Genomic DNA, 22,192 nt, shown 5'->3' on the forward strand with positions numbered 1-22,192 from the left:
GTTATGACCGGGCAGAACCCGAGCGACATCGAGATCGACACCAGCAAGCCGCATCCGGCACGGATGTACGACTGGTTCCTCGGTGGCAAGGACAACTACCCGGTCGACGAACAGATGGCCCAGCAGCTGCTCGCCCTGGACGCCCGGGGCCGTGACATGGCCCGGGTCAACCGCGCCTTCATGCACCGGGCGACCCGCTGGCTCGCGGAGAACGGCGTGCGCCAGTTCCTCGACATCGGCTCCGGCATACCCACCGAGCCGAATCTCCATCAGGTCGCCCAGCGGACGGCTCCCGACGCGCGCGTCGTCTACTGCGACAACGACCCCATCGTGCTCGCCCACGCCGCGGTGCTGCTGCGCTCCACGCCCGAAGGTGTCACCGAATACATCCAGGCCGACGCCCGCCGGCCCGACACCATCCTGGAAGCGGCGGGCAAGATCCTCGACTTCGACCGGCCGATCGCGCTCTCCCTCCTCGCCCTGCTGCACTTCGTGGACGACGAGGACGGGGCCGCCGAGCTGGTGGACCGGCTCGTGGAGCGGCTGCCGTCCGGCAGCTATCTGCTGCTCTCGCACACCACGGGTGACTTCGACCCCGAGGGTGCGGCCCAGGCCCGTGACATGTACAAGGCGCGGGGGATGACCCTGCGGCTCCGCTCCCGCACCGAACTGACCGCCTTCTTCCACGGCCTGGAGCTCATCGAGCCGGGTGTCGCGCTCTCGGCCGAGTGGCGTCCTGAGCTCGGCGAGGTCGTCGACGTGCCCGGCGACGAGCCGATCCCCGGCTACGCGGGCGTGGCGCGCAAGCGCTGACCGCCGCGGGTCAGCCCCCGGTGAGCAGCAGACGGTCGACGAGCTTCTCGACATGGGCGTCGTCCATGCCGCCGGCGTTGAACAGCACGCGCAGATAGACGGGCGCCAGCACCCCGTCGAGTACATCCTCCAGGGTCGGCCCGTCGCCGGGGTGACGGTCCAGCATGGCCTGGATCTCCGTGCCGCGCCGGTGCAGATGCTTCATTCCCGCGCCCTCGGACTTCCCGGTCAGATCGCACGCCGAGACGACCGCGTGCAGCAGCGCGAATCCCTCGGGTCCCTCGGTCGCCGCGAGCGTCCGTCGTGCGTAGGCGAGCAGATCCCCCCGTAGGCTGCCCGTCGCGGGCACCTCGGCGGCGGCGCCGAGCCGGTCCAGCGCCACATCGAGCACGAGGCTCACGGAACTGCCCCAGCGGCGGTAGATCGTCGAGGCGTGCACCCCGGAACGCTCGGCGACATCCGGAACCTGGACGCGAGCGGCGCCCCCCTCGGCGATGAGGGCGAGCACCGCCCCGTGGACGGCTTCGGTGGTGCGCGCCGTCCGACCCCCGGGGCGCCGCCTGGGCTCCTTGGTCGCAGTCATACATACATCTTAACGCTCCGAGGGTTGCGTTACGTGTAGCGTTAATGCGTCCAGGATTGCATTAATGGCGCGGCGGCGCTTACATTGATAATGCAACCCAGTATGCATTAGGGACTCGAGCGCTCCCCTGAAAGGCAGCCGTCATGGCTCTCACGCCCACTCTCGACACCGCTCGACCGGCAGATCAGTCGCACAGGAGCCGATGGTGGGTCCTCACCGTCATCGCCCTGGCCCAGCTGATGGTCATGCTCGACGCCACCGTCGTGAACATCGCGCTGCCGTCCGCCCAGACAGACCTGGGGTTCGCCGACAGCAGCCGGCAGTGGGTGATCACCGCCTACGCGCTCGCCTTCGGCAGCCTGCTCCTGCTCGGCGGGCGCATCTCCGACATGTTCGGCCGCCGCGCTGCCATGATGACCGGCCTGATCGGTTTCGCGGCCGCCTCCGCGCTGGGCGGCGCCGCGCACACCTTCGGCTATCTGATCGCGGCGCGCGTCCTCCAGGGAGCCTTCGCCGCCCTGCTCGCACCGGCCGCCCGCTCCCTGCTCGTCACCACCTTCACCGAACCGGCCGAGCGGGCCAAGGCGTTCGGTGTGTTCGGGGCAGTCGCCGGCGCCGGCGGAGCCATCGGCCTGCTGCTCGGCGGCGTCCTCACCCAGCAGCTCGACTGGCGCTGGACCATGTACATCAACGTGGGCTTCGCCGTCGTCGCCCTGGCCGGAGCGCTGACCCTGCTGCGCCCCGGCGTCCGCGACCGCTCGGTCCGCCTGGATGTGCCCGGAACCCTGCTCGTCTCCAGCGGCCTGTTCGGCATCGTCTACGGCCTCGGCAACGCCGACTCCCACTCCTGGGGCGCCCCCGAGACCTGGCTGCCGCTCACGGCCGGGGTCGTGCTCCTCGCCGTGTTCGCCCGGTGGCAGACCCGGGCGCGCCAGCCCCTCCTGCCGCTGCGCATCATCGTCGACCGCACGCGGGGCGCCTCGTACCTGACGATGATGGTGATCGGCGCCGGCATGTTCGGCGTGTTCCTCTTCCTCACCTACTATCTGCAACAGACCCTGGGCTACAGCCCGATCCGTACCGGGCTCGCGTTCCTGCCCATGGTCGTCGTCATGATGATCATCTCGATCGTCACCACGACCGTGCTGATGCCGCGCGTCGGCCCCCGGCCCCTGGTCCCGCTCGGCCTCGCGCTGTCATCGGCGAGCCTGATCTGGATGACCGCCCTCGGCGTCCACAGCACCTACGCCGCCGATGTGCTGCCGCCCCTGCTGCTGGCCGGACTCGGCACCGGTCTGGCCATCGCTCCCGCCATCAGCCTGCCCACCCACGGGGTGAGCGAGCGCGACGCCGGAGTGGCGTCCGCCGCCGTCAACGTCATGCAGCAGATCGGCGGTTCGGTCGGGACCGCCCTGTTCAACACCATGGCGACCACCGCTGTCAGCGCCTACCTGACGGACCACCCGGGGCCCACACCGCAGGTCCTCGCCGAAGCAGGCGTCCACGGCTACACCACCGCCTACTGGTGGGCAGCCGCCGTGTTCGCCCTCGGCGCCCTCGCCACGCTCGTCCTGTACCGCTCCGGCCAGGTCAGGGGCAAGGCACTCAGCGGCTGAGCGGATGCCTCGGAGCGGATGCCTCGGAGACGGGCGTTGAGCCGGGCGGCCTGACGCGTCAGGTGGTCGCGCTCGGCGAGGTTCGGGGCCTTGCGGGCCGCCTCGGCGTACAGACGTGCCGCCGTCGCCAGGTCGCCGTCCCGCTCATGGAGATACGCCGCCACCGCGTCGTGGCGCGGGACGGAGCTTCCCCCGCCCGAGCGGGGCCGGGCCGGGAGCCCCCGGACGCGACATCCAGCGCGTCGGTCTCCTGGGCGGTGGGTGCGTCGGCGTGGAGTGCCGCGATGGCGGCCGACCGCCGATGCCGCGGTCAGCGACGGGTGGGCGCACAGGAAGTCGAGCTGAAGCGTGTCGTCCACCGAGACCGCCTGCCCGGGAGCGGGTTCCTCCTCGAAGCGGTACTCACGCCGGCGCCGGGCGGCGTCGGCGCGCGTCGCGTCGCGTCGATGAACTTGTGCCAGGCCACGGTGATCAGCCAGCCCCTGGCATCCCTGACGGGATCCGCGGTGTCCGAGCGCGGCGCCGCGACCAGAGCGTCCTGCACGGCGTCCTCGGCCGCCGCGAAGTCGGCTCCGCGGCGGACGAGGACGGTGAGCACGCTCGGAATGAGGCTTCTGAGCATGACCACGTCCATCGACGAGGTCACTCGGTGATGGTGGGGGGCGCGGTCAGGAACGGGCGCACCTCCAGCCACTCGTGGATTGGCCTGCCGCCCGCCCCGGGGGCCGCAGACAGCTCACCGGCCAGCTCGACGGCACGCTCGTAGCTGTCGACATCGATGATCATCCAGCCGGCGATGAGGTCCTTGGTCTCCGCGAACGGTCCGTCGGTGACCGGCGGGCGCCCCTCGCCGTCGTAGCGGACCCACGCTCCCTCGGGGGCGAGCGCCTGACCGTCGACGTACTCGCCCGTATTCTCCAGCCGGGCCGCGAAGTCGTTCATGTGCTGCATGTGCGCCGAGATCTCGTCCGGGCTCCACCGGTCCATCGGCACGTCGTTGACCGCGTCCGGGGCGCCGCGGTAGTGCTTCAGCAGCAGGTACTTCGCCATCGTTCTTCTCCTCGTGCGCGTGCGGCCCATTGTGGTCGCGTTCACCCCTGGGACGGAGACGGACGGGGGTTCTCGACATCGCCGCCCGAATTTCTTTTTTGGCTTTCGTCGATCAGCCTCATCCACAATGGACGCATGTCACGACGCACCTCACGACCCCGCCGGCCTGCCGCTCCCCAGGCGGGGCCCCCGCGGATCACCCCGGAGGCACCGTGCCCGTGCGGCCTGCCCGCGGCCTACGGGGACTGCTGCGGCCGTATGCACGCCGGCACCTTCGCGGCCCCGACGTGCGAGGCGCTGATGCGCTCGCGGTACGCGGCCTTCGTGGTCGAGGACGCCGGATATCTGCTGCGCACCTGGCACCCGGCGTCCCGGCCGCCCGCCGTCGACTTCGACCCGGCGATGCGCTGGAAGGGGCTGGAGATCCTGGAGACCACCGAGGGCAGCGCATTCCACTCCACCGGTACGGTCACCTTCCGGGCCCACTACACCGACGACGGCAGGCCCGACTCGCTCCACGAGAAGAGCCGCTTCGTCCGTGAGAAGGGTGCCTGGGTGTACGAGGCCGCGGTCTTCGTCGAGTAGCGGCCGGGCCCCGACGACCGGATCAGGCCGGGGTCAACGCGTGCTCGGACGGGGCCAGCTCCTGTTGCAGGTCCTCCGCGAGCAGCCGTTTGGCGATCATGTCCACCGCGGCGCGCAGCTCACGGTCGTCGGGCCGGGCGCCGTCCTCGGCCAGCCGCTCGTCGAGCCAGCGGGCCCAGGCGGCCGAGATCGTCGCCGCCTCGCGGCTGCCCGCGGCCGTGTGGGTGAAGATCCGGCCGTCCCCGGTGAGATAGCCCTCCTCGATCATCCGGTCGAAGACGGGCACCAGCACCTCCGGTGGGATCCGGTGCCGGGCCGCGATCAGCCGGAGCCCCGCGTGGCCGACCATCCGGGTGAAGAGGTCCACCTGCATCACGGCCCAGGCCCCCGCCGTGTCGAGCCGGGTGTCGGACTCCGCGACGATCCGCCGGGCCGTATCGGGACCGGCCTGGTGCAGGATCCTGGCCACGGCGGATTCGAGCACGTTCGCCGGGTCCCCGGTCTTCGGCTGGGCGAAGCCCTCACCCATGTCCGTGGAGCCGGCCCGGGCGCTGTCGCGCAGCTTCACCTGCTTCAGGAACAGCGCGACGACGAACCCCAGCAGAGCCACCGGCACCGTCCAGAGGAAGACCGTGTGCAGGGTGTCCGCGTATGCCTGGGCCAGGGGCGCGGTCTGTCCCGCGGGCAGGGCGTGCACGGTCTTCGGGTTCTCCGCCACCCGTGCGAGCGTGGCCGGATCGCCGCCGGCCCGCGCCGCCTGTTCGACGCCCTGCGCCAGATTCGGCCGCAGGGAGTTCGCGTAGATCGTGCCGAAGACCGCCGTGCCGAACGAACTGCCCAGCGTACGGAAGAACGTCACACCGGACGTCGCGGTCCCCAGGTCCGAGTAGTCCACCGTGTTCTGCACGGCGATCGTCAGCACCTGCATCGACAGGCCGATCCCGATGCCCAGCACCAGCATGTACAGCGACTCCAGCCAGGTGCCGGTGCCCGGGCCCATCCTGGACAGGAGGTAGAGGCCCAGCGCCATCACGAGCGAACCGGCGACGGGGAAGAAGCGGTAGTGGCCGGTCTTGCTCACCACGTTGCCGCTGAAGACCGAGGCCGCCAGCAGGCCCACCACCAGGGGCAGGGTCCGCACCCCGGACAGGGTGGCCGAGTCCCCGTCGACGTACTGGAGGTAGGTCGGCAGATAGATCATCGCGCCGAGCATGGCGAAACCCACGATGAAGCTCAGGATGGAGCAGACCGCGAACACCGGATTGCGGAACAGCCGCATCGGCAGCATCGGCTCCTTCGCCCGTGTCTCCACGACGCAGAAGAGTGCCAGGGCGACGAGCCCGCCGATGAACAGACCGATGATGACCGGTGAGCCCCAGGCGTACTCGTTGCCGCCCCAGCTCGTGCCGAGGATCAGCGCGCTGGCGCCGACGGCGACGAGCGCGATGCCCAGGTAGTCGATGACGGGGCGTCCGGCCGCGCGCACGGAGGGGATGGTGCGGGCGGCCGCGATGACCACCACGATCGCGATCGGCACATTGACGTAGAACGCCCAACGCCAGGTCAGATGGTCGGTGAACAGCCCGCCCAGCAGCGGTCCGACCACCGTGGCGACACCGAAGACCGCACCGATGGCCCCCTGGTACTTGCCCCGCTCGCGGAGCGGGATGACATCGGCGATCAGCGCCATGGCGGTGACCATGAGCCCGCCCGCGCCGATGCCCTGCAGACCGCGCCAGATGATCAGCAGCAGCATGTTGGACGCGAGGCCGCAGAGGAACGAGCCGGTGATGAAGATGACCGCCGAGATCTGGAAGATCAGCTTCCGGCCGAAGAGGTCGCCGAACTTGCCGACCAGCACCGTCGCCACGGTCTCCGCCAGCAGATAGGCCGTCACGACCCACGACATGTGCTCCGCACCGCCGAGGTCCGAGACGATGGTGGGGAGCGCCGTGCCCACGATCGTCTGGTCCAGCGCGGCGAGCAGGATCCCCAGCACGATCGTGGCGAAGACGATGTTGCGGCGTCTCGGGTCGAGGACGGGTGGCGCTGCGGCACTCTGCGTGGCGGGGGCGGTCTCGCTGGCAGTGGTCACCTTCGCACCCTCACACCCCGCCCTGCCCCGCGCATGCGGGAACGAGCCGGACGGGTCAGGCCAGCAGCGCCCGCAGGGAGTCCTTCATCCGGGCCACGAACACCTCACGCACCTTCTCCGTGACGAGGTCGAGCGACAGATACGGATTGAGGTCCTCCAGCTCGACGAGCAGCAGGCCGCCCTCCGGCGTCCGGCAGGCGTCCACCCGCTGGATGCCGTGCGCCAGGGTGTTCCACTCCACGAAGCGGCGTGCGAAGTCCAGGTCCTCGGGGCTCGGCGCATACGGTTCGAGCATCCAGCGCCTGTCCGGACGCGGTGCGTGGAGTGCGTACTGGAAGTCGTGGTCGACGAAGTAGAAGGACACCTCGTAGCGGAAGTCGATCCTGGGCTGGACGAGCAGCGTGCCGTCCGCACCCTCGGGATACTCCGGCTCGTCGGTGAACCTCAGCCCCACCGAGTCCGCGCCGAGCTTGGGCTTGAGGACGTATCCCGCCGAGCGGGGGAGCAGCCCGAGATCCGCCGCGCGGTCCACGGTCGGGATCACCGGGAAGCCGGCCCGGCCGAGATCGACGAGATACTGCTTGCCGGCCATGTCCCCACGCCCGTCGAGGGAGTTGTAGACGCGTGTCCCCGACTCCCGCGCCCGGATCCGGAAGGCGTCGTACGCCTCCCGGTGGTACAGGACCGGTCCGCTGTTGCGGACGACGACCACGTCGAAACCGTCCAGCAGCGCCGCCGCGTCCCCGGGGTGGCAGAGCGCGACGTCGAAGTCCTCGCGCAGCCGCGCCGTCAGGAAGATGTCCTCGTCGCAGTAGCGCCGCCCGCGCGCCTCGTAGGCGAGATCGGTGACGAAGAGGACGGACGGACGTAGGGCGCCGGGCGTGACGGTCAAGAGATGCTCCCAGGGGGGTACGACAGCGGACGGAGGGTCAATAGCCTTGGGTGCAGTACGTCCACCATCCTGATCTCTGCCCCCACAGGAGTCACCCGTGTCCCAGGCCTCCTCACCGCCCGACATTCTCTCGCCCGCCTTCGCCGCCGATCCCTACGGGGCCTACCGGACGATGCGGGAGTCCGAACCCCTCATCCACCACGAGGCAACGGGGAGTTATCTCGTCTCCCGCTACGAGGACGTCGAGCGCGTCTTCAAGGACCGGGCCCAGGAGTTCACCACCGAGAACTACGACTGGCAGCTGGAGCCCGTCCACGGCCGGACGATCCTCCAGCTCAGCGGCCGGGAACACGCCGTACGCCGGGCCCTCGTCGCCCCGGCCTTCCGCGGTGCGGACCTCCAGGAGAAGTTCCTGCCCGTCATCGAGCGCAACGCCCGCGAGCTCATCGACACCTTCCGGCACACCGGGGAGGCCGATCTTGTCGGGGCGTTCGCGACCCGCTTCCCCGTCCTGGTCATCGCCGACATGCTCGGCCTGGACAGGGCGGACCACCAGAGCTTCCACGGCTGGTACACGAACGTCATCGCCTTCCTCGGCAACCTGGCGGGCGACCCGGCGGTCGCGGCGGCGGGGGAGCGGACCCGCCAGGAATTCGCCGAGTACATGATTCCGGTCATCCAACGGCGCCGGGACAAGCCCGGGGACGACCTGCTCTCCGTACTCTGCGCCGCCGAGGTCGACGGCGTGACCATGAGCGACGAGGACATCAAGGCGTTCTGCAGCCTGCTGCTCGCAGCCGGCGGGGAGACGACCGACAAAGCGATCGCCTCGGTCTTCGCCAATCTGCTGGCCCACCCCGAGCAGCTCGCCGCCGTCCAGCAGGACCGGTCCCTTGTCGACCGGGCCTTCGCGGAGACCCTGCGCTACACCCCGCCGGTCCATATGATCATGCGCCAGACCGCGAGCGAGGTGGTGCTGTCCGGTGGCACCGTCCCGGCCGGTGCCACCGTCACCTGTCTGATCGGCTCGGCCAACCGGGACGGCGCTCGCTACACCGACCCGGACCGCTTCGACCTGTTCCGTGACGACCTGACCAGCACCACGGCGTTCTCCGCCGCCGCCGACCATCTCGCCTTCGCCCTGGGCCGTCACTTCTGCGTGGGAGCGCTGCTGGCCCGGGCCGAGATCGAGACCGGGGTGAACCAACTGCTCGACGCGATGCCGGATCTGCGGCTCGCCGACGGCTTCAGCCCGGTCGAGGAGGGCGTCTTCACCCGGGGGCCGGTATCGCTTCCGGTCAGGTTCACGCCCGTCGGCGTCTGAAGGGCCGATCCCCGCGCGGGTGGTCGGCCACCTGACGGACTGCGGACTCCCTCCCGGCCCGTGCGGTCCGGGCTGCCGGGGCGTAGAGGAGCGCCACCGTGGGAACGCTCACGTCAGGGGGCCGGCACAGTTGGAATCCTTCCCACCGTGCGGCCCTCCGCTCCGGACCCGCCGCTGCGGCCCGGTCAGCTCGGACCGCCGTAAGTCCGTTCCGTACGGGGGCGGTTGGGGCCGTCGAGAGGGCGCCGCCGCGGTCCGTCCCGAAGCTATAGTGGCGAGGGCATCGAAAACGGGGGTTGCCTCAGTGTCGCAGGAAGAGTCTCAGGCTCGCGCGGTGAAGACGGCCTGGCAGATCCATGCCGCGCTCCATGATTCGACCCGCACGGTCGATGCCAAGGCGTCCTTCGCCCTGGCCATGGAGTCCGCGGTGCTCGCAGGCATCGCCGCGCTGTCGGGCAGTGGCCGCGCGCTCGGGCGCGTGGCCGGTTTCGCGGAGGTCGTCCTCTGGTCGGGTGTAGTCCTCATCGGTCTCTCGGCGATCCTCGCCGTACTCGTCGTCCTGCCGCGCCACAACGGTGAAGGCCGCACGCCAGGCCCCGGCCCGGACGAGTTCCTCTTCTACGGCCATCTGCGCCATTGGGCCCCCGACGACCTCGCGCGGCGGCTCGCCGACACGGACGCCCTGCCCACCCTCAGCAGACAGCTCGTCGTGATGAGCGCGATCGCCTGGACGAAGCACAGGCGGGTCCAGCAGTCGCTGGTGCTGGCCGTCGCCGGCAGTCTGCTGGTGGCCGTCGTCATCGCGTTCGCCTGAACGGCCGCTGTGGACAGGGCGCCCCTCCACCACACGCACCGGATGCCCTTCTGGTCGTTGCTCGACGACGACGCCAGGGCCCGACTGCGCGCGGTCGGGACCATGGTGGCCTTTCCGCCCAAGGAAACCCTGCTGCGGCAGTACGACCTCACCGATCACCTTCTCGTCATACGGCGCGGCTGCGCCAAGGTCGCCGCCAATTCCGCCGCGGGCTACCAGGCTGTACTCGCCATCCGCAGAGCCGGGGACCTGCTGGGCGAGCAGGCCGCACTGGACGGCGGGCCCCGCTCCGCCACACTCACCTCGCTCACCCGGGTCGAGGCCCTGATGATTCCCTCGTCAGCGTTCCGTGAAGTCGCCAGGTCCGCGCCCGCCATCGCGCTCGCGCTCCAGCAGGTGCTCTCCGCGCGCCTGCGTGAGTCGGACGGCCATCGGGCAGCCGCCGGTTCGGAAGCCGTCCAGTCCCGGCTGGCAACACTGCTGCTGGAGCTCGGCGCGGAGTACGGGCGCCCGGAGGGCAACGGAGCGGTTCTCATAGCTCTGCCACTGTCCCAGGACGACTTCGCCGGTCTCGTCCTCAGCTCGCGGCGGACGGTCAGCCGCGTCCTCGAACAGTGGCGTGGGCACGGCTGGGTGACGACAGGGCGCAACAGACTGACCATCGACCGGCCGGACGAGCTGAAACGGCTGAGCGTCTCAGGGCGTTGAGGTGCTTCGTCCGGCTCCTGGCGGGCAGGCCGGGCATGCGATCACACCTCGTCCCAGGACAACGTGGCCAGTCCGTGCTGTTCGGCCAACGGGTTCCAGGCGGCCACGAAATCCTTCTTCGCGCGTGTCGCGCGCGTGCTGGCGCGGGAGGCGTCCTGCCAGTGCGACGAGGACATCACGGCCTGGGACGTGCACCCGCCCATCGCCTCCTCGGCCAACAGCGCATAGGCGCGGTCGGCGTCGGCCGACGCCTGCCAGCCGGATCGGAGGTCCGCGGTCATGGAGGAGGACAGCAGGTCGGGATCCAAGCCCTTCAGATCCCGCACGAGCTCGTCCCGCTCGGTGGCAGCGTCCTCGAACACCTCCTTGACCTCGCGGAGTCCGGAGCTGCCCGGACAGGTGGTCATGCGGCTCACCGCCTCGCCCACATCGCCGCGGTTGCCCTCGTTGCGTTCCAGCAGGCCGCCCAGGGACCGGAGCTGATCGCCCTCGGTCTCTTCGGCGGACGGGTCCGGGCTGCTGGATCCGAGGCTGTCTTCCGAGAGGCCGGTGCTACCGGAGTCGGCGGACCGGCTCTCCTGCTTCCACGTGTCGTAGAGATCCGGACCGTAGACGACGGCCAGGACGATCAGTACCAGCGCGGTGAACCGCCGCCCGGCCTTTGACTTACCGGTTCTGGGCACAGCGGTCCTCGTGGTGGCGCCGGGAGGCACCGGAGGAGGGGTGTTGGGCACGGGAGACGGTGGCTGTTGCGGCTGCCCGGCGTTCGACGACGCCGGAGCCGTGCCCGCCGACGGCCCGAAGGGGGGCCGGGGCAGCGTCGCAGGCGCGGTGGTGACCGCAGCGGCCAGTACGCCCAGCCACTGCTCCATCACCGGCCGCCTGGCGGGATCGTCGGACAGACTCTGCTCGGCGAGCCGTCCCACTGCCTGGTCCGCGGCCCGTAGCAGTGTCACGTCCCGGCCGTCCTGCTCTCCCGCGAAGAGCCGGGCCGCGAGCAGCGCGAACTTGTACGTGTCGCCCGTCGTGGCGCCCATCCGCTCGCCCGACGGCAGGGCCCAGTTGGGCGTTTCCACGGCTGGGAGCGCCCACTTGCCGTGCAGCGACATCGCGTCACAGTCGATGAGGAAGCAACTGGCGGTTCCGTCGAGACAGAAGAGCACGTTGTTCGGTGACACGTCGCCCACGACGACACCGAGGGAATGCAGTCGCACCAGCGTGCCGGCAAGATCCAGAAGCAGCTCGAACCGCTGACGCGGCGTGATGTCGAAGCCCGCCCGCACGAAGTAGGCCGGGGGATTCAGCAGGTACTGGAAGCCGGCGGGCTGCGGTTTGTCCGGATCGAAGGCGAACCGGCGGAAGAACCGCTCGGGGATCTGCCGCATCAGGAAGCCGCTCACCCCGGCGGAGTCCGTCACCAGCACGGCCGGCCAGGCGGTGCACCCGGCCAGCCACCGGCCGACGCCGCGTGGCAGGGACGGAACGAAGCCGACCATCTCGGAGAGGACGTCCGCCTTCAGATCGGGCCGCATCCTGGCGTGGTATTCCTTGTAGGCCACCGGCCAGCACCCGTTGATGGTCCGGCCCTCGACCGCCCATACCGAGCCCTGCCCGCCGGCGTTGAACTTCTTCCCCTTCGCCACGCGGCCGACGTCCATGGCCTGCGGATCGGCCCCGGTCATCTCACTGCCCCGCCGGCTTCGTCAGGCCAGGCGGTCGCGGCTCCCGGGCTGCCGCTCTCGTCGAGCCGGTGACGTGGCCAGATGGCGAGCAGCGTCCGGTCGTCGTCGAACGTCTCGCGCGAGAAGTCGAGGAGCTGCGCGACGGCCTGGGGCTCTCGCGGCGGGCGGCCCAACTCGTACGCCATCAGTGCTCCGATCCTCCCCGTGCCGTCACCCAGCGGATCACCGAACCCGTCCGTCCCGATCAGCAGCACTCCGTCCTCCGGGAACGTGTACCAGGTCCCTTCGATCTGTGGCGGAAGCCACGGCAGCGCGGACACGGCGGAGGAGAAGATCCCGTCCGCACGCTTTTCCTTGCCGCCCACCAGGGGATGAAAGCGGTCCTTGTGGAGCATCCAGGCGCCGCTGTCCCCCACATGCACCAGATTGACCTCGAGCCGGCCGTCCACGGTCAGTCGTACGACGCCCGTCACCAGGGTCGTGGCCAGCAGGACCTGGGCCTCGCGCTGCTGTTCGGGGGTCGGCTCCGAGCCGCGGGTCACCCGCATGAAGAGCTGGTACGCCGCCGCGGCAACGGTCCGCTTCCAGTCGACCTGAGGCCGTTCCTCGTCGAGTTGTTGCAGCACGTCGGCGACGGCGGTACGGCAGGCAAGTGCCGCGCCCACGTGCGACTGGGGGGCTGACGAGACCCCGTCAGCCACCGCGAACACCACTGATCCGGTCGACTCGTGCGGCGCCACCACGATGTCGTCCTGGCGCGGCTGCCCACCGAAGCGGTGCGCGTCACCGCGTACGGAAGCGAGCCGGACGGTGAGCCCCGGTGTGGACCAGCCGTCGAACAGGGTGTCGGGGCGGTAGGGGTCCGCCGGAGGCGGCTTCGGCTCGAACCGGGCAGCCGGCCGGCCCAGGATGAAACGTGACCAGGCCGGAGTCCGCGCCCCCGGGAGCCGGGGCTCCCGCGTCTCCTGGGCGGCTACGGAGGCACCCCGGGCCTGCCGCCGCTGCGGCGGTGACGACGGCACCCGCTGTTCCCGGCCCGCCGGATCCCGATCGTCCGGTGTCCGGTCCTGTCCCGGAAGCACAGGTGCACCTGACGGCCCGGCAGAGCCCGGGGGCCCCTCCTCCTCGTCCTCCCGTCGACGCCCGAGGAATCGTGCCACGCTCACACCTCGTCAATCGCGAGCCGGAAGCCTTCCGGCCGCTCCACCACCAGCTCGGGACGTCCTGACGCCATCGCGTTGCCGGACTCCACCACACTCTTGGTCAGCGCGGTGAAGAAGCCGGCGATGGAAGCGCCAAGTTGGGCCCCCGGTACGGAGATGAAGGCGAAGTCGGAGTGTGTGGCGACGCTCACCATCGTCTCGGCCTCAGCCTGTCCGATGCCACACGCGATGATGTTGGGTGCCGCAGTGGTCACCGAGCGGTCGGTGAGCTCACGGTGCTTGTCCCGCCACGCATCACCGAAGTTGGGCTGGCCGTCGCTGAGGAAGAACACCGCAGGCCGGTGCACGCGGTAACCCTGGCCCTTGAGCGTGTCCACATCCTGCGGAATCCGGCGCAGCAGTGAGTCGAAGGCCGCCTCGTAACTCGTACCGCCGCTCGCCGACAGGCGGGGTAGTGCGTTCTCCGCCCGAAGATCGGCGAGTATCAGCCGCTCGGTCACGCTGTTGGCGAACCCCAGCACGGAGAACCGGACCTTCGCCGCGGCCATCGGCTCCCCGAGCAGGGACCGGTGGAGCGAGGCGAGTCCGGCGTTGAGGTCACCGACATACGGATGCATGGAGCCGGACTCGTCCGCAAGGACGTACACCGGCAGTAACTGCCCCTGATTTTCGGACATTTCGTCTGGGTCTCTCTACTCGACATCTTCGATGGGCCGTAGCCCCTGGGGGCGTTCCAGGTCGATCCCGGAAGAGCCCGCGACCGCGCTACGCCCCAGGCGGAGCACGGTGTTCTGGACCAGCACCGAGAACTGCGCCACCGACTCGGCGAGGCCCGCCTCCGGGCTCGCCGCTACAGCGAACTCGGCGGGGCTGGCGATCCGTGCGACCGTCCGCCGGTCGGTCGTGCCGATACCGCAGGCGACGATGTTGGGCCGGTAGCGGTGCCGCATCAGCTCCTCCCGTGCGGCCTGCCACTCGCCGCCGTCCTCCGGATCGCCCACGGCGAGGAAGAAGACGGTGGGGCGCTTGACCCGAGCCTGCTGCTTGAGCCGTTCCGTCTCCAGGGGCAGGAGCTCCAGCAGACTGCGGAAAACGGGTGCGTACCGGCAGGCGTCCCCGGTCTGGAGATCGGGGACGCCGGTCTGCCACGAGACCTGGGTCAGCGGCAGCCGGACATCGGCAGTGCCGGAGAAGGTCAGCACGGACAGCCGCACGGCCGAAGTCACATCGGGGCTGTTGGCGAGTACGGTCTGCAACGAACGCAGTGCGTCACGGAGTTCGGTGATACAGCCGGCCGTGGCCGACGAGGTGTCCAGCACCACGTAGACCGGCGCCAGGCCGGCCACCGCCGGGCCGTCCGACGGCGCGGCGGACTGAGCGTTGCCCGGCACCTGTGTGCTGTCGGGAGGCGTACCGCCCCATGGAGGGGCCGGCTGCGAGGGTGTGGAAGACGGGCCCGCAGGCTGCGCCGACGACGGCGGGATCACGTGCGCCGCCGTCGGCGCCGGCTGCGCGGACTCCCCGGTTCCCGGCGGGAGCATCCCGCCGAGGGCGACGGCCGACGACCCGAGCACGCCGTCCCGCAGGCCGGGCACGTCCACCTCCCGCACGATGCCCTTGTCGATCATGTACCGGACCATCTCGACATGGCGCTGCTCCTGGTCCAGGGCCTGTGTCTGCCGTCCCTCCTCCCAGCGCAACAGCAGTTCCATGGACTTCTCGGTGTCCTCCGGATGTTTCGCCAGGTGCTCCAGGACGAGGCCGTGGAAGTCGAACCGTACGGAGGACAGAGCGGCGCGCTCCCGCTTGTCCCGGGCTATCCGGGCGTCCTGCTCGATGTCCTTGACCGCCTCCTGATGACGAGTGCTCCCAAGGGCCGCGTGGTGACGCAGCCGGCCCATCTCCGAGGCTCGGCCCGCCTTGGTGCGGCTGCGGATGAAATCCCGCGCAGCCTCGTCGGGTTCCAGCTGCACATCGCAGTAGTAGAGCGTCATGCCCTCGGAGAGCGGCATGGGCAGCACCAGAGCGCCGTTGATCCTGGCCTGCGCCTCGAACGCCTCGTCGATCGCGAACCGCGCCGCAAGCGGCCGGATCTTGCTGATCAGATATGGATAGACGGCGCTCAGCACATCGGGGAGATTGCCCCGCACCACCGCCACCGGGTCGTGAACCCGGAATCCGACGTCGATGGTCGCTTCGAATCGGTGTGCCTGATCCTTGCAGGTCAGCGGAGTCCTGGTGAGTTTGGCCGTGCGCCGGTGGTCACCCAGGTCCACGACGTAGCAGAGCTTGTACCTGTTCTGCAGCCGTCCGGTGACCGTCAGATGCCTGGGCGACTCGATCTCCCATCCACCCGTCTTCAACGCATAGACGACCGCGAAGTTCGGGGGCAGGCCGGGCAGGGTGGCGAGCTGTGAACGAGGCACCGGCTTGTTGTTCAGGATCAGTGAGACTGACATGTCACACCCCTTCCAGGTCGAGCTGCGCATGGACGACGGCGGAGGCCAGGGGCAGTGGTGCCAGCTCGTCCCGGTCGACCCAGTCGGCCGCACACCGTCGCAGGATCCGGCCCGTCCGCGGATCCCTGTACGCCATCGCGCCCACCATCAGCCGGAACATCTCCCGCAGGAGCCCGTCGCGTTCGACGAGCGCGGCCCAGTTGCGCAGCACCTGCTGCGCCTCCTCACCGAAGTCTGCCTGGTTGAGGGACTCACGCCACAGGGCGATGAACGGTGCGCGCAACTCCTCGTTGTGGTGGGCCAGATAGAGGAGGGCGGGCCACTGCTCCACTTCGCCGCCGGTCTGCCACTCGGCCTTGTCCACGACCACCTGGGCCGCGACGATCAGGAACGAGACCAGGGCCGTCGGCCTGCTCCGGTGGTCGGCGGACCGCTCGTGGAGAATGTGGAGCACCGTGCCCGTCGTGGCCACCGGGTCCACCCGGTCCTCCGGGTCCTGTTTACGTGCGAGCAGATCGGTCAGGCTGCGGCCGATGGCCACGGCCACGGCCGCGTGGTCGACGACGGCGAGACGAACCAGCGCCGAGACGGCAGGCGCGGCGTCCTTTCGCATGCCGTACACCCGTGCCGCCGTCGCCTGTGCGAACGGCAGACTGCGGTCGGCGAACCAGCCCTGCACCAGTTCGTCGGTCTTCTCCTCGATCCAGGGGTCGCGTGAGGCGACCCGCAGCGCATAGGCGGCGGCGTCGCGGTACAGCCAGTTCTCACTCCCCGCCCAATCGTGGAGGAGCTGGTCGCAGAGGTAGGTGTAGGACTCGGCCGTGATCACCCCCAGAGCCACGGCCGCGTAGACCCGCACCTCTTCCGCCAGGTCCACGACGAGGTCGGAAAGCCAGCCGAGCAGTTCCCCCTGGATCTCGTACTGGGTCCAGGCGTGCCGGATCACCCGTCGTGGGTACGAGGGGTCCTTGTACTCCAGCGCGCGGCCCGGCTCGCCGTCCTTCTTCGCCGTGTCCCGGGCGCGCAGCCGGGTCAGCTGGGTGCGGCGCGGTGCGGCGAAGGGGTTCTTGGCGCGCGGCAGGTCACCGTCGGGGCCGGCCATCAGCACCTGTGGGCGGTCGCCCTCCAGCCTCTCGCGAAGGGACCTGGCCGCAGTGGCTATGTACTCCTGGGGGAGGCCGTTGAAGACGGCGAGCGCCAGAGCCAGGCTCCGGACCGCGGGCTCCCGCAGACTCTCCACCCAGATGTCGAAATCCTCGTCGGCCTGCCGGGCACGGCGTTTCTTGATGTTCTCGGGATCCAGCCGACCGGTGTCCCACTCCTCCACGATCGCGGACGCCAGATCGGCAGCCATTTTGCACGCGGGGTCGCCGTCGAGCAGTTCGTCCAGCAACGTCCCGATGTCGGCGTCGGCGAGCAGACGGTCACGAACGGCGTCGCCCAGTCGCCAGCGCAGATGTGCGGAGACGACGCCACGCTGGTCAGGCGCCTCGGTGACGTCGACTACGGCCGTCAGTAACTCGCTGTCCGCAACCTCGGTGCTGGAGACGGTCATGACCAGCCAGGCGCCCGCCACGGCCAGTGCGCCCTGGACCTTCTCGTACGCCTCTCCGCGCAGCCCGGCGATGGCGGACGGCTGATTGAGCAGGAAGGCCGCACCGCGCTCGATGGAGTCCGTGCCCCGCTCCAGGAGATCGGCGAGGGAGCCGAAGTCGACGTCACTGTCCAGGTGATACTTGGTGGTGGCCCCCATGCCCTGGAGCAGGCGCACGGCCATGGCCGTCTTCCCGTAGCCGGGAGCGCCGCGGAGGATCAGCAGGTGCCTGTCCGCCAGTGCCTCGCGAGCGGCAGGCAGGCCAGGGGGCTCCTGGTAGGCGAAACGCACCCGCTCGTCCATGAGCGGGGAGATGGTCCGCAGGCGCCGTTGGGCACCACCGAGGACCAGAACGTACTTGTCGCCACCGACGACATCGCCCTCGACGTTGGCGAAGGCGTTGCGCACCCGGTCGTGGCGCAAGGACCCCTCTCCCATGCGGCCCGTCGCCTCGAAGGACTCGGCACCCGGGCCGGACCGGGGCGGTTCGCCCGGGGCTCCGGCCCCGCCGGCCGGGGGCTGGGCCGGTGTACCAGCACCCGGACCTGGTGGCTGTGCCGGGCCGGACGGCGCAGCGGCGTTGCCCGCCGCCCCGCCCGGCCCGCCCCCCGTACCGGCTGGGGGTGCCGCTCCCACGGCACCCCCGGCCGGGGCTCCCCCCGTCGGCGTGGTCATGGCCGGACCGGCCCCGTCGTGTTGACGTTGACGGTCTTGTCGCCCTGGAACACGTCTCCGTGGACGGTCTCGACGCTGATGCCGCCTCCGTTCGCAGGACGGCGGCCACCCCCTGCCCGCCCCGGCCCGCCCGTGTCGGTGTGGACGTCACCGGGCGCGGCTCCACCGTCCCCGGACGGCCCGGCGGGCCGCACCTGTCCGTCCTGAGCGGGTGAGGCGGCCGGGAGCCCCGGGGGCGCCGGCGATCCGGGGACGGTCACCCAACTCTCTATGAGCTCGCCGTGTTTGGTCCGGAAGGGCATGGGCAGGTAGGCGGCCGGGTCGATGGAGCGGTGCCCGTGCCGGACGACGGCCCGGTAGATCTCGTCGGACACGACGAACACCATCCGCGACGAGGAGGCGGCGGCCAGGACCTCGCGTAACGGACCCGCGTCCACCAGTCGGCAAGCGGTGTTGACCGCATCACCGGACCATCCCTCACCGTCCCGTGCGGCGAGCCCCTGGTGTAGAGCGACCCGGAACCGCATCGCGTGGGCGACGCTGTAGACGGCGGCCTTCTGCCGGAGTTCGTCGTCGAGGGCGCGTACGAGCGGTCCGGCCAGGACAATCGGGGAGATGGCCGCGGGGACGATCATCAGGACACCGTCGCCACGGTCCTCGGTGACCACATCATCGGCCGACAGCCCGGCCAGCCGGAGCGCTTCACCGAGCACCTCGTACATCCCGGCACGCAGGGAACGTTGGATCGGATCGGACCGGGAACTGAAGTTCTCGATGTCCAGCACCACTATGCAGCAGTGCGTGGCCTCACCGGACATGGCGCTCCCCCTACGGGCTCTCAACGGCAACGGCTCAATCACTGGCCTCAGTTGTATGACATGGACGACCCCCGGTCTACGCCACTTGACACACAAGGAGAATCCGGCGCGCGCTGTTGGACGGCGACGCCGGGGCCGGACCGATTCGAGAGGCTGTGGAAGCACAGTCCACACGGAACCCGGCGGTCATCAGGGGACCGGCGGAGTCACCGGCCTTCTCCTGACACCTGCTCCATGCCCTATGCGGCGTCCTTCATGTCCGTCCGCACCGCGGTCGCCCACTCGACGAGGAGCCGCTCGTACTCCCGGCGTGCCTCGGGGGAGCCCAGGCCACCGTGCACGAGCGCGCGGATCGCCGCGTTCAGCTCGGTGAGCGAACGGGCCGGCGCAGGCTCCGCGGAGGATATCGGCATAGGACGACTCTACGGGGGCGGGCCGGGAACAGCTCCTCCCGGGTTGAAGCCGGGCGAAAGCCGTACGGGGCCGGGCCCGGCAACAGGCCGGCCCCGGCGCCGTCGGACAGCTCACCCGGGAGTGCTTCCGACCCCTTGGACGTTCTCCTGCCGATCGGCGGGAGCCGATGTGGAGGTGCTACCGGGCAGGGGGTGCGGCAGGCTCAGCCGATCCGTGCGCAGAGGTCGTCGGCGGACCCGTGGACCAGGTGCACCGTCTTGTAGCCGGTGGCGCTGATGTCCATGGTGTACACGCCGTCCAGCACGTAGAGACCCCGCGCCAGGTTCCCGGCGTTCTCGCCGACGCCCGCCAGCACGGGGCCGACGACGTACCACTTCTGCGAGCCGTCCGCGTGGTAGTCGACGACGGCGCTGCCGCTGACATCCGCGTCGTGGAAGGAGCCGGTGTCCGTGTCGGTGACGCGGACGACGAGGTCTCCGCGGTAGGCGACCCGGGAGGGAGTGCCGTCCGCCCGCCGGTCCAGGACCCGCTGCACCACCTCGTCCACCACGGGCTCGGTGTGGACGGGGACATCGCAGCGGGCGCCGGCCGGCATGTCGTACGGGGGAGTCGGCGCCGGCTCCCATCCTCCGGGCCAGGACCCGGACCCCGACGACGCATGTGCGGGGGACGTCGTCAGGGCCAGGGCTACGAGAGCGGTTGCGGCAAGGAACGCGCGTCGCATGGGACCTCCGTCGGGGAGGCGGGAGCGGCACGGCGGACCCGCCTCCCCGCACGGCCCGCCGCACCGCACGATCGTGCCGTGTCCGGCGCCCGCTGTCAGCGGATGTGACGCCCCGAGATGGCCCGGGCGATGACCAGCCGCTGGATCTCGCTCGTACCCTCGAAGATGGTGTAGATCTTGGCGTCGCGGTACATCCGCTCCACCGGGTGTTCCCTGCTGTACCCGGCTCCGCCGAGGATCTGGACCGCCTTCTCCGTCGCGGAGACGGCGAGTTCGCCCGCACGCAGCTTCGACATGGAGCCCTGTCCGGCGTCGAAGGTCCGGTCGTTGCGGGCCATCCAGGCCGCCTGCCAGATCAGCAGGCGTACGGCCTCGATCTCGGTACGGATGTCGGCGAGGGCGAACGCGATCGACTGGTTCTCGATGACCGGCCGGCCGAACGCCTCGCGCTGTCCGGCGTACTCCAGTGCGTACTCGTACGCGGCGCGCGCGATGCCCAGGGCCTGCGCGCCCACGGTGGGGCGGCTGACCTCGAAGGTCGCCATGGCCGCCTGGCCCTTGCCGGCGCCGCCCTCACGGGCACGGGCGAGCCGCGCGTCCAGTTTCCCCTTTCCGCCCAGCAGGCAGTGCCCGGGTACGCGTACGTCGTCGAGGAAGACGTCCGCCGTGTGCGAGGCGCGCAGGCCGAGCTTCTTGATGGTGCGGCTCGCCGCCAGACCTGGTGTGCCGGGCGGGACGATGAACGCGGCCTGTCCGCGCGCGCCCAGCGAGGGGTCGACCGAGGCGACGACCACATGGATCTCGGCGATCCCGCCGTTGGTGATCCACGCCTTCTGGCCGGAGAGCACCCACTCGTCCTTGGCCTCGTCGTAACGGGCCTTGGTGGCCATCGCGGAGACATCGGACCCGGCCTGCGGTTCGGAGACGCAGAACGCCGCGACCTTGGGGTCGTCCTCGTCGCCGTAGCACTGGGGGACCCACTCGGCCAGCTGGTCGGGGGTTCCGGAGGCGAAGATCCCGGCGACCGCGAGCGAGGTGCCGAACAGCGCCATGCCGATCCCGGCATCGCCCCAGAAGAGCTCCTCGTTGGCGATCTGGAGGGAGAGCCCGCTGGGGTCCCCGTACATGTCGGCGAGCGACTCGAACCCGTACAGGCCGATCTTCGCGGCCTCCTGGATGACCGGCCACGGTGTCTCTTCGCGCTCGTCCCACTCGGCGGCCGCGGGGCGTACCACCTGGGCGGCGAAGCCGTGCACCCAGTTGCGCAGATCCTGCTGTTCCTCGGTCAGGGCGAGGGAGAAGTAGCTCATGGGCTCAGGCCTTCGGGATGTCGAAGTAGCGGGTCAGGCCCGAGGCCAGGCCGACGTCGCCGGCGACCTTCAGCTTGCGCATCATGAACATCGTCACGGGATTGCCGTTGCCCGAGACCAGCTTGAGGAACTCGGCGTCGCCCATCACCAGCGTCGTGCGGGGCTCGGCGTCGGAGCGGCCCTGGCGCACCGTGCAGGTGCCGTCGGCTATGGAGGTCTCGTAGACCTCCTCGCACTCACCGGTGATCTTCCAGCGGATCAGGGCCTTCAGCCCGCCGGCCGCTTCCGGGCGGAACTGCTGCCGCATCCGGCCGAAGACCTCGCCCAGCACCCGGGTGCGCAGGTCACCGTGCATGACCTCGCCGAGCTGCTTGGCCGACAGGCCCTTGACGATCCGTGCGAACTCCGCGGGGGAGACGGCCGCGAAGTCGAGCCCGGACAGTTCGTCGGTGAGGTTGCCGCTGCTGTTGTCGGCCACGCCAGATCCTTACTCCAGAGTAAACTTACTTCTGGGTAAGGTAGGGCGGTCGTCGCCGTGGCGCAAGGAAGCAGGCGTCACCAGCTGCCGTCGGGGTGCACCGCGAGTCGCGGATGATGGGCGGACAGCACCTTGTTGGCCCAGGCGAGCTCGGACAGGGCCTGCTCGCGGTCGGCCTGGTCCTCGATGCCGAGCCTCGGTCCGCGGAACCTGCGCACCTCGCGGGCGGCGCAGTCGGCATCGAACTCCGCCTGAAGGATGTGCGGCGGGGTGCAGGACCCGATCAGCGCGGCGACCCGGTCCGGGATCGGCACGGGGACAAGGAGGTGCGAAGCGGTCATGGGGGGTTCCCTCTCGGATGGTTGGCCAGGAGGTGGTGCTCGGCGACGGCCGAT

The 22,192-nt window shown here is 70.3% G+C and carries 21 protein-coding genes and 2 pseudogenes; 6 read left to right on the plus strand and 17 right to left on the minus strand.

Going from position 1 to position 22,192, the window contains the following annotated elements; genetic code table 11:
* Positions 1–3: 3 nt before the first annotated feature.
* Positions 4–813, plus strand: coding sequence for an SAM-dependent methyltransferase (locus AB0C75_RS27630; protein ID WP_362894430.1), 810 nt, complete (start codon positions 4–6; stop codon positions 811–813).
* A gap of 10 nt (positions 814–823) precedes the next feature.
* Here the strand turns inward: AB0C75_RS27630 and AB0C75_RS27635 are convergent, their stop codons facing one another.
* Positions 824–1,396, minus strand: coding sequence for a TetR/AcrR family transcriptional regulator (locus AB0C75_RS27635; protein WP_362894431.1), 573 nt, complete (start codon positions 1,394–1,396; stop codon positions 824–826).
* A gap of 143 nt (positions 1,397–1,539) precedes the next feature.
* Between AB0C75_RS27635 and AB0C75_RS27640 the strand changes: the two genes are divergently transcribed.
* The gene (locus tag AB0C75_RS27640; protein WP_362894432.1) at positions 1,540–3,012 is read left to right on the plus strand and encodes an MFS transporter; all 1,473 of its coding nucleotides are present in this window, start codon (positions 1,540–1,542) and stop codon (positions 3,010–3,012) included.
* Between the two features lie 23 nt (positions 3,013–3,035).
* On the opposite strand, the pseudogene AB0C75_RS27645 reads toward AB0C75_RS27640, so the two are convergent.
* The 3 genes and pseudogenes from AB0C75_RS27645 to AB0C75_RS27655 form a co-directional block, all read right to left on the minus strand.
* Positions 3,036–3,197: pseudogene (locus AB0C75_RS27645) on the minus strand (RNA polymerase subunit sigma-24); the annotation flags it as partial.
* A gap of 108 nt (positions 3,198–3,305) precedes the next feature.
* A pseudogene (locus tag AB0C75_RS27650) lies at positions 3,306–3,646 on the minus strand (sigma factor); the annotation flags it as partial.
* An 8-nt stretch (positions 3,647–3,654) separates the two neighbouring features.
* Positions 3,655–4,062 carry a YciI family protein gene (locus AB0C75_RS27655; RefSeq protein ID WP_362894433.1) on the minus strand — a complete coding sequence of 136 codons (408 nt, stop codon included), beginning with the start codon at positions 4,060–4,062 and terminating at the stop codon, positions 3,655–3,657.
* Positions 4,063–4,197: 135 nt separating this feature from the next.
* Here AB0C75_RS27655 and AB0C75_RS27660 point away from each other — a divergent pair, with 135 nt between their 5' ends.
* Positions 4,198–4,647 (plus strand): YchJ family metal-binding protein, encoded by a 450-nt coding sequence (locus AB0C75_RS27660; protein WP_362894434.1) that lies wholly within the window; start codon positions 4,198–4,200, stop codon positions 4,645–4,647.
* Between the two features lie 22 nt (positions 4,648–4,669).
* Here the strand turns inward: AB0C75_RS27660 and AB0C75_RS27665 are convergent, their stop codons facing one another.
* Both AB0C75_RS27665 and AB0C75_RS27670 read right to left on the minus strand, forming a co-directional pair.
* Positions 4,670–6,742, minus strand: coding sequence for an MDR family MFS transporter (locus tag AB0C75_RS27665; RefSeq protein WP_362894435.1), 2,073 nt, complete (start codon positions 6,740–6,742; stop codon positions 4,670–4,672).
* A gap of 55 nt (positions 6,743–6,797) precedes the next feature.
* Complete coding sequence (locus AB0C75_RS27670) at positions 6,798–7,634, minus strand: hypothetical protein (RefSeq protein ID WP_362894436.1); 837 nt, start codon at positions 7,632–7,634, stop codon at positions 6,798–6,800.
* A gap of 97 nt (positions 7,635–7,731) precedes the next feature.
* Between AB0C75_RS27670 and AB0C75_RS27675 the strand changes: the two genes are divergently transcribed.
* The 3 genes from AB0C75_RS27675 (at position 7,732) to AB0C75_RS27685 (ending at position 10,480) form a co-directional block, all read left to right on the plus strand.
* Entirely contained in the window at positions 7,732–8,958 is a 1,227-nt protein-coding gene (locus tag AB0C75_RS27675) for a cytochrome P450 (RefSeq protein ID WP_362894437.1), read from the plus strand.
* A gap of 334 nt (positions 8,959–9,292) precedes the next feature.
* Positions 9,293–9,772 carry a Pycsar system effector family protein gene (locus tag AB0C75_RS27680; RefSeq protein WP_362894438.1) on the plus strand — a complete coding sequence of 160 codons (480 nt, stop codon included), beginning with the start codon at positions 9,293–9,295 and terminating at the stop codon, positions 9,770–9,772.
* A 9-nt stretch (positions 9,773–9,781) separates the two neighbouring features.
* Positions 9,782–10,480: a Crp/Fnr family transcriptional regulator gene (locus AB0C75_RS27685; RefSeq protein WP_362894439.1), complete on the plus strand. Its 699-nt coding sequence runs from the start codon at positions 9,782–9,784 to the stop codon at positions 10,478–10,480.
* 41 nt (positions 10,481–10,521) lie between these two features.
* On the opposite strand, the gene AB0C75_RS27690 is transcribed toward AB0C75_RS27685, so the two are convergent.
* The 11 genes from AB0C75_RS27690 to AB0C75_RS27740 all read right to left on the minus strand — a co-directional run bounded on the left by AB0C75_RS27690 (position 10,522) and on the right by AB0C75_RS27740 (position 22,138).
* Positions 10,522–12,162: a hypothetical protein gene (locus AB0C75_RS27690; protein WP_362894440.1), complete on the minus strand. Its 1,641-nt coding sequence runs from the start codon at positions 12,160–12,162 to the stop codon at positions 10,522–10,524.
* Positions 12,159–13,184 (minus strand): protein phosphatase 2C domain-containing protein, encoded by a 1,026-nt coding sequence (locus tag AB0C75_RS27695; protein ID WP_362894441.1) that lies wholly within the window; start codon positions 13,182–13,184, stop codon positions 12,159–12,161. The genes AB0C75_RS27690 and AB0C75_RS27695 overlap by 4 nt, the downstream gene beginning before the upstream one ends.
* Before the next feature lie 140 nt (positions 13,185–13,324).
* A complete protein-coding gene (locus AB0C75_RS27700) occupies positions 13,325–14,002 on the minus strand; it encodes a hypothetical protein (RefSeq protein ID WP_362894442.1) in 678 nt (225 codons plus the stop codon).
* A gap of 15 nt (positions 14,003–14,017) precedes the next feature.
* Positions 14,018–15,784, minus strand: a complete 1,767-nt coding sequence (locus tag AB0C75_RS27705; RefSeq protein ID WP_362894443.1) for a hypothetical protein — start codon at positions 15,782–15,784, stop codon at positions 14,018–14,020.
* Position 15,785: 1 nt separating this feature from the next.
* Positions 15,786–17,816, minus strand: coding sequence for a hypothetical protein (locus AB0C75_RS27710; RefSeq protein ID WP_362894444.1), 2,031 nt, complete (start codon positions 17,814–17,816; stop codon positions 15,786–15,788).
* A gap of 233 nt (positions 17,817–18,049) precedes the next feature.
* Complete coding sequence (locus tag AB0C75_RS27715; protein ID WP_362894445.1) at positions 18,050–18,871, minus strand: hypothetical protein; 822 nt, start codon at positions 18,869–18,871, stop codon at positions 18,050–18,052.
* A 239-nt stretch (positions 18,872–19,110) separates the two neighbouring features.
* Positions 19,111–19,284, minus strand: a complete 174-nt coding sequence (locus AB0C75_RS27720; RefSeq protein ID WP_362894446.1) for a hypothetical protein — start codon at positions 19,282–19,284, stop codon at positions 19,111–19,113.
* Between the two features lie 203 nt (positions 19,285–19,487).
* Positions 19,488–20,009, minus strand: a complete 522-nt coding sequence (locus tag AB0C75_RS27725; RefSeq protein WP_362894447.1) for a hypothetical protein — start codon at positions 20,007–20,009, stop codon at positions 19,488–19,490.
* Positions 20,010–20,104: 95 nt separating this feature from the next.
* The gene (locus tag AB0C75_RS27730; protein ID WP_362894448.1) at positions 20,105–21,319 is read right to left on the minus strand and encodes an acyl-CoA dehydrogenase family protein; all 1,215 of its coding nucleotides are present in this window, start codon (positions 21,317–21,319) and stop codon (positions 20,105–20,107) included.
* Positions 21,320–21,323: 4 nt separating this feature from the next.
* On the minus strand, positions 21,324–21,797 hold the full coding sequence (locus AB0C75_RS27735) for an SCP2 sterol-binding domain-containing protein (protein ID WP_362894449.1): 474 nt from the start codon (positions 21,795–21,797) through the stop codon (positions 21,324–21,326).
* Between the two features lie 77 nt (positions 21,798–21,874).
* Positions 21,875–22,138, minus strand: a complete 264-nt coding sequence (locus tag AB0C75_RS27740; RefSeq protein ID WP_362894450.1) for a hypothetical protein — start codon at positions 22,136–22,138, stop codon at positions 21,875–21,877.
* Positions 22,139–22,192 lie beyond the last annotated feature (54 nt).

This window comes from Streptomyces sp. NPDC048565, assembly GCF_040650935.1.
GTDB lineage: Bacteria > Actinomycetota > Actinomycetes > Streptomycetales > Streptomycetaceae > Streptomyces.

Excerpts from the sequence above, each read along its gene's own strand:
- AB0C75_RS27690 (WP_362894440.1), bottom strand. The coding sequence starts at position 12,162 with ATGACCGGGGCCGATCCGCAGGCCATGGACGTCGGCCGCGTGGCGAAG.
- AB0C75_RS27700 (WP_362894442.1), bottom strand. The coding sequence starts at position 14,002 with ATGTCCGAAAATCAGGGGCAGTTACTGCCGGTGTACGTCCTTGCGGAC.
- AB0C75_RS27730 (WP_362894448.1), bottom strand. The coding sequence starts at position 21,319 with ATGAGCTACTTCTCCCTCGCCCTGACCGAGGAACAGCAGGATCTGCGC.
- AB0C75_RS27640 (WP_362894432.1), top strand. The coding sequence starts at position 1,540 with ATGGCTCTCACGCCCACTCTCGACACCGCTCGACCGGCAGATCAGTCG.
- AB0C75_RS27720 (WP_362894446.1), bottom strand. The coding sequence starts at position 19,284 with ATGCCGATATCCTCCGCGGAGCCTGCGCCGGCCCGTTCGCTCACCGAG.
- AB0C75_RS27635 (WP_362894431.1), bottom strand. The coding sequence starts at position 1,396 with ATGACTGCGACCAAGGAGCCCAGGCGGCGCCCCGGGGGTCGGACGGCG.
- AB0C75_RS27655 (WP_362894433.1), bottom strand. The coding sequence starts at position 4,062 with ATGGCGAAGTACCTGCTGCTGAAGCACTACCGCGGCGCCCCGGACGCG.
- AB0C75_RS27660 (WP_362894434.1), top strand. The coding sequence starts at position 4,198 with ATGTCACGACGCACCTCACGACCCCGCCGGCCTGCCGCTCCCCAGGCG.
- AB0C75_RS27725 (WP_362894447.1), bottom strand. The coding sequence starts at position 20,009 with ATGCGACGCGCGTTCCTTGCCGCAACCGCTCTCGTAGCCCTGGCCCTG.
- AB0C75_RS27710 (WP_362894444.1), bottom strand. The coding sequence starts at position 17,816 with ATGGGAGAGGGGTCCTTGCGCCACGACCGGGTGCGCAACGCCTTCGCC.
- AB0C75_RS27740 (WP_362894450.1), bottom strand. The coding sequence starts at position 22,138 with ATGACCGCTTCGCACCTCCTTGTCCCCGTGCCGATCCCGGACCGGGTC.
- AB0C75_RS27715 (WP_362894445.1), bottom strand. The coding sequence starts at position 18,871 with ATGTCCGGTGAGGCCACGCACTGCTGCATAGTGGTGCTGGACATCGAG.
- AB0C75_RS27630 (WP_362894430.1), top strand. The coding sequence starts at position 4 with ATGACCGGGCAGAACCCGAGCGACATCGAGATCGACACCAGCAAGCCG.
- AB0C75_RS27705 (WP_362894443.1), bottom strand. The coding sequence starts at position 15,784 with ATGTCAGTCTCACTGATCCTGAACAACAAGCCGGTGCCTCGTTCACAG.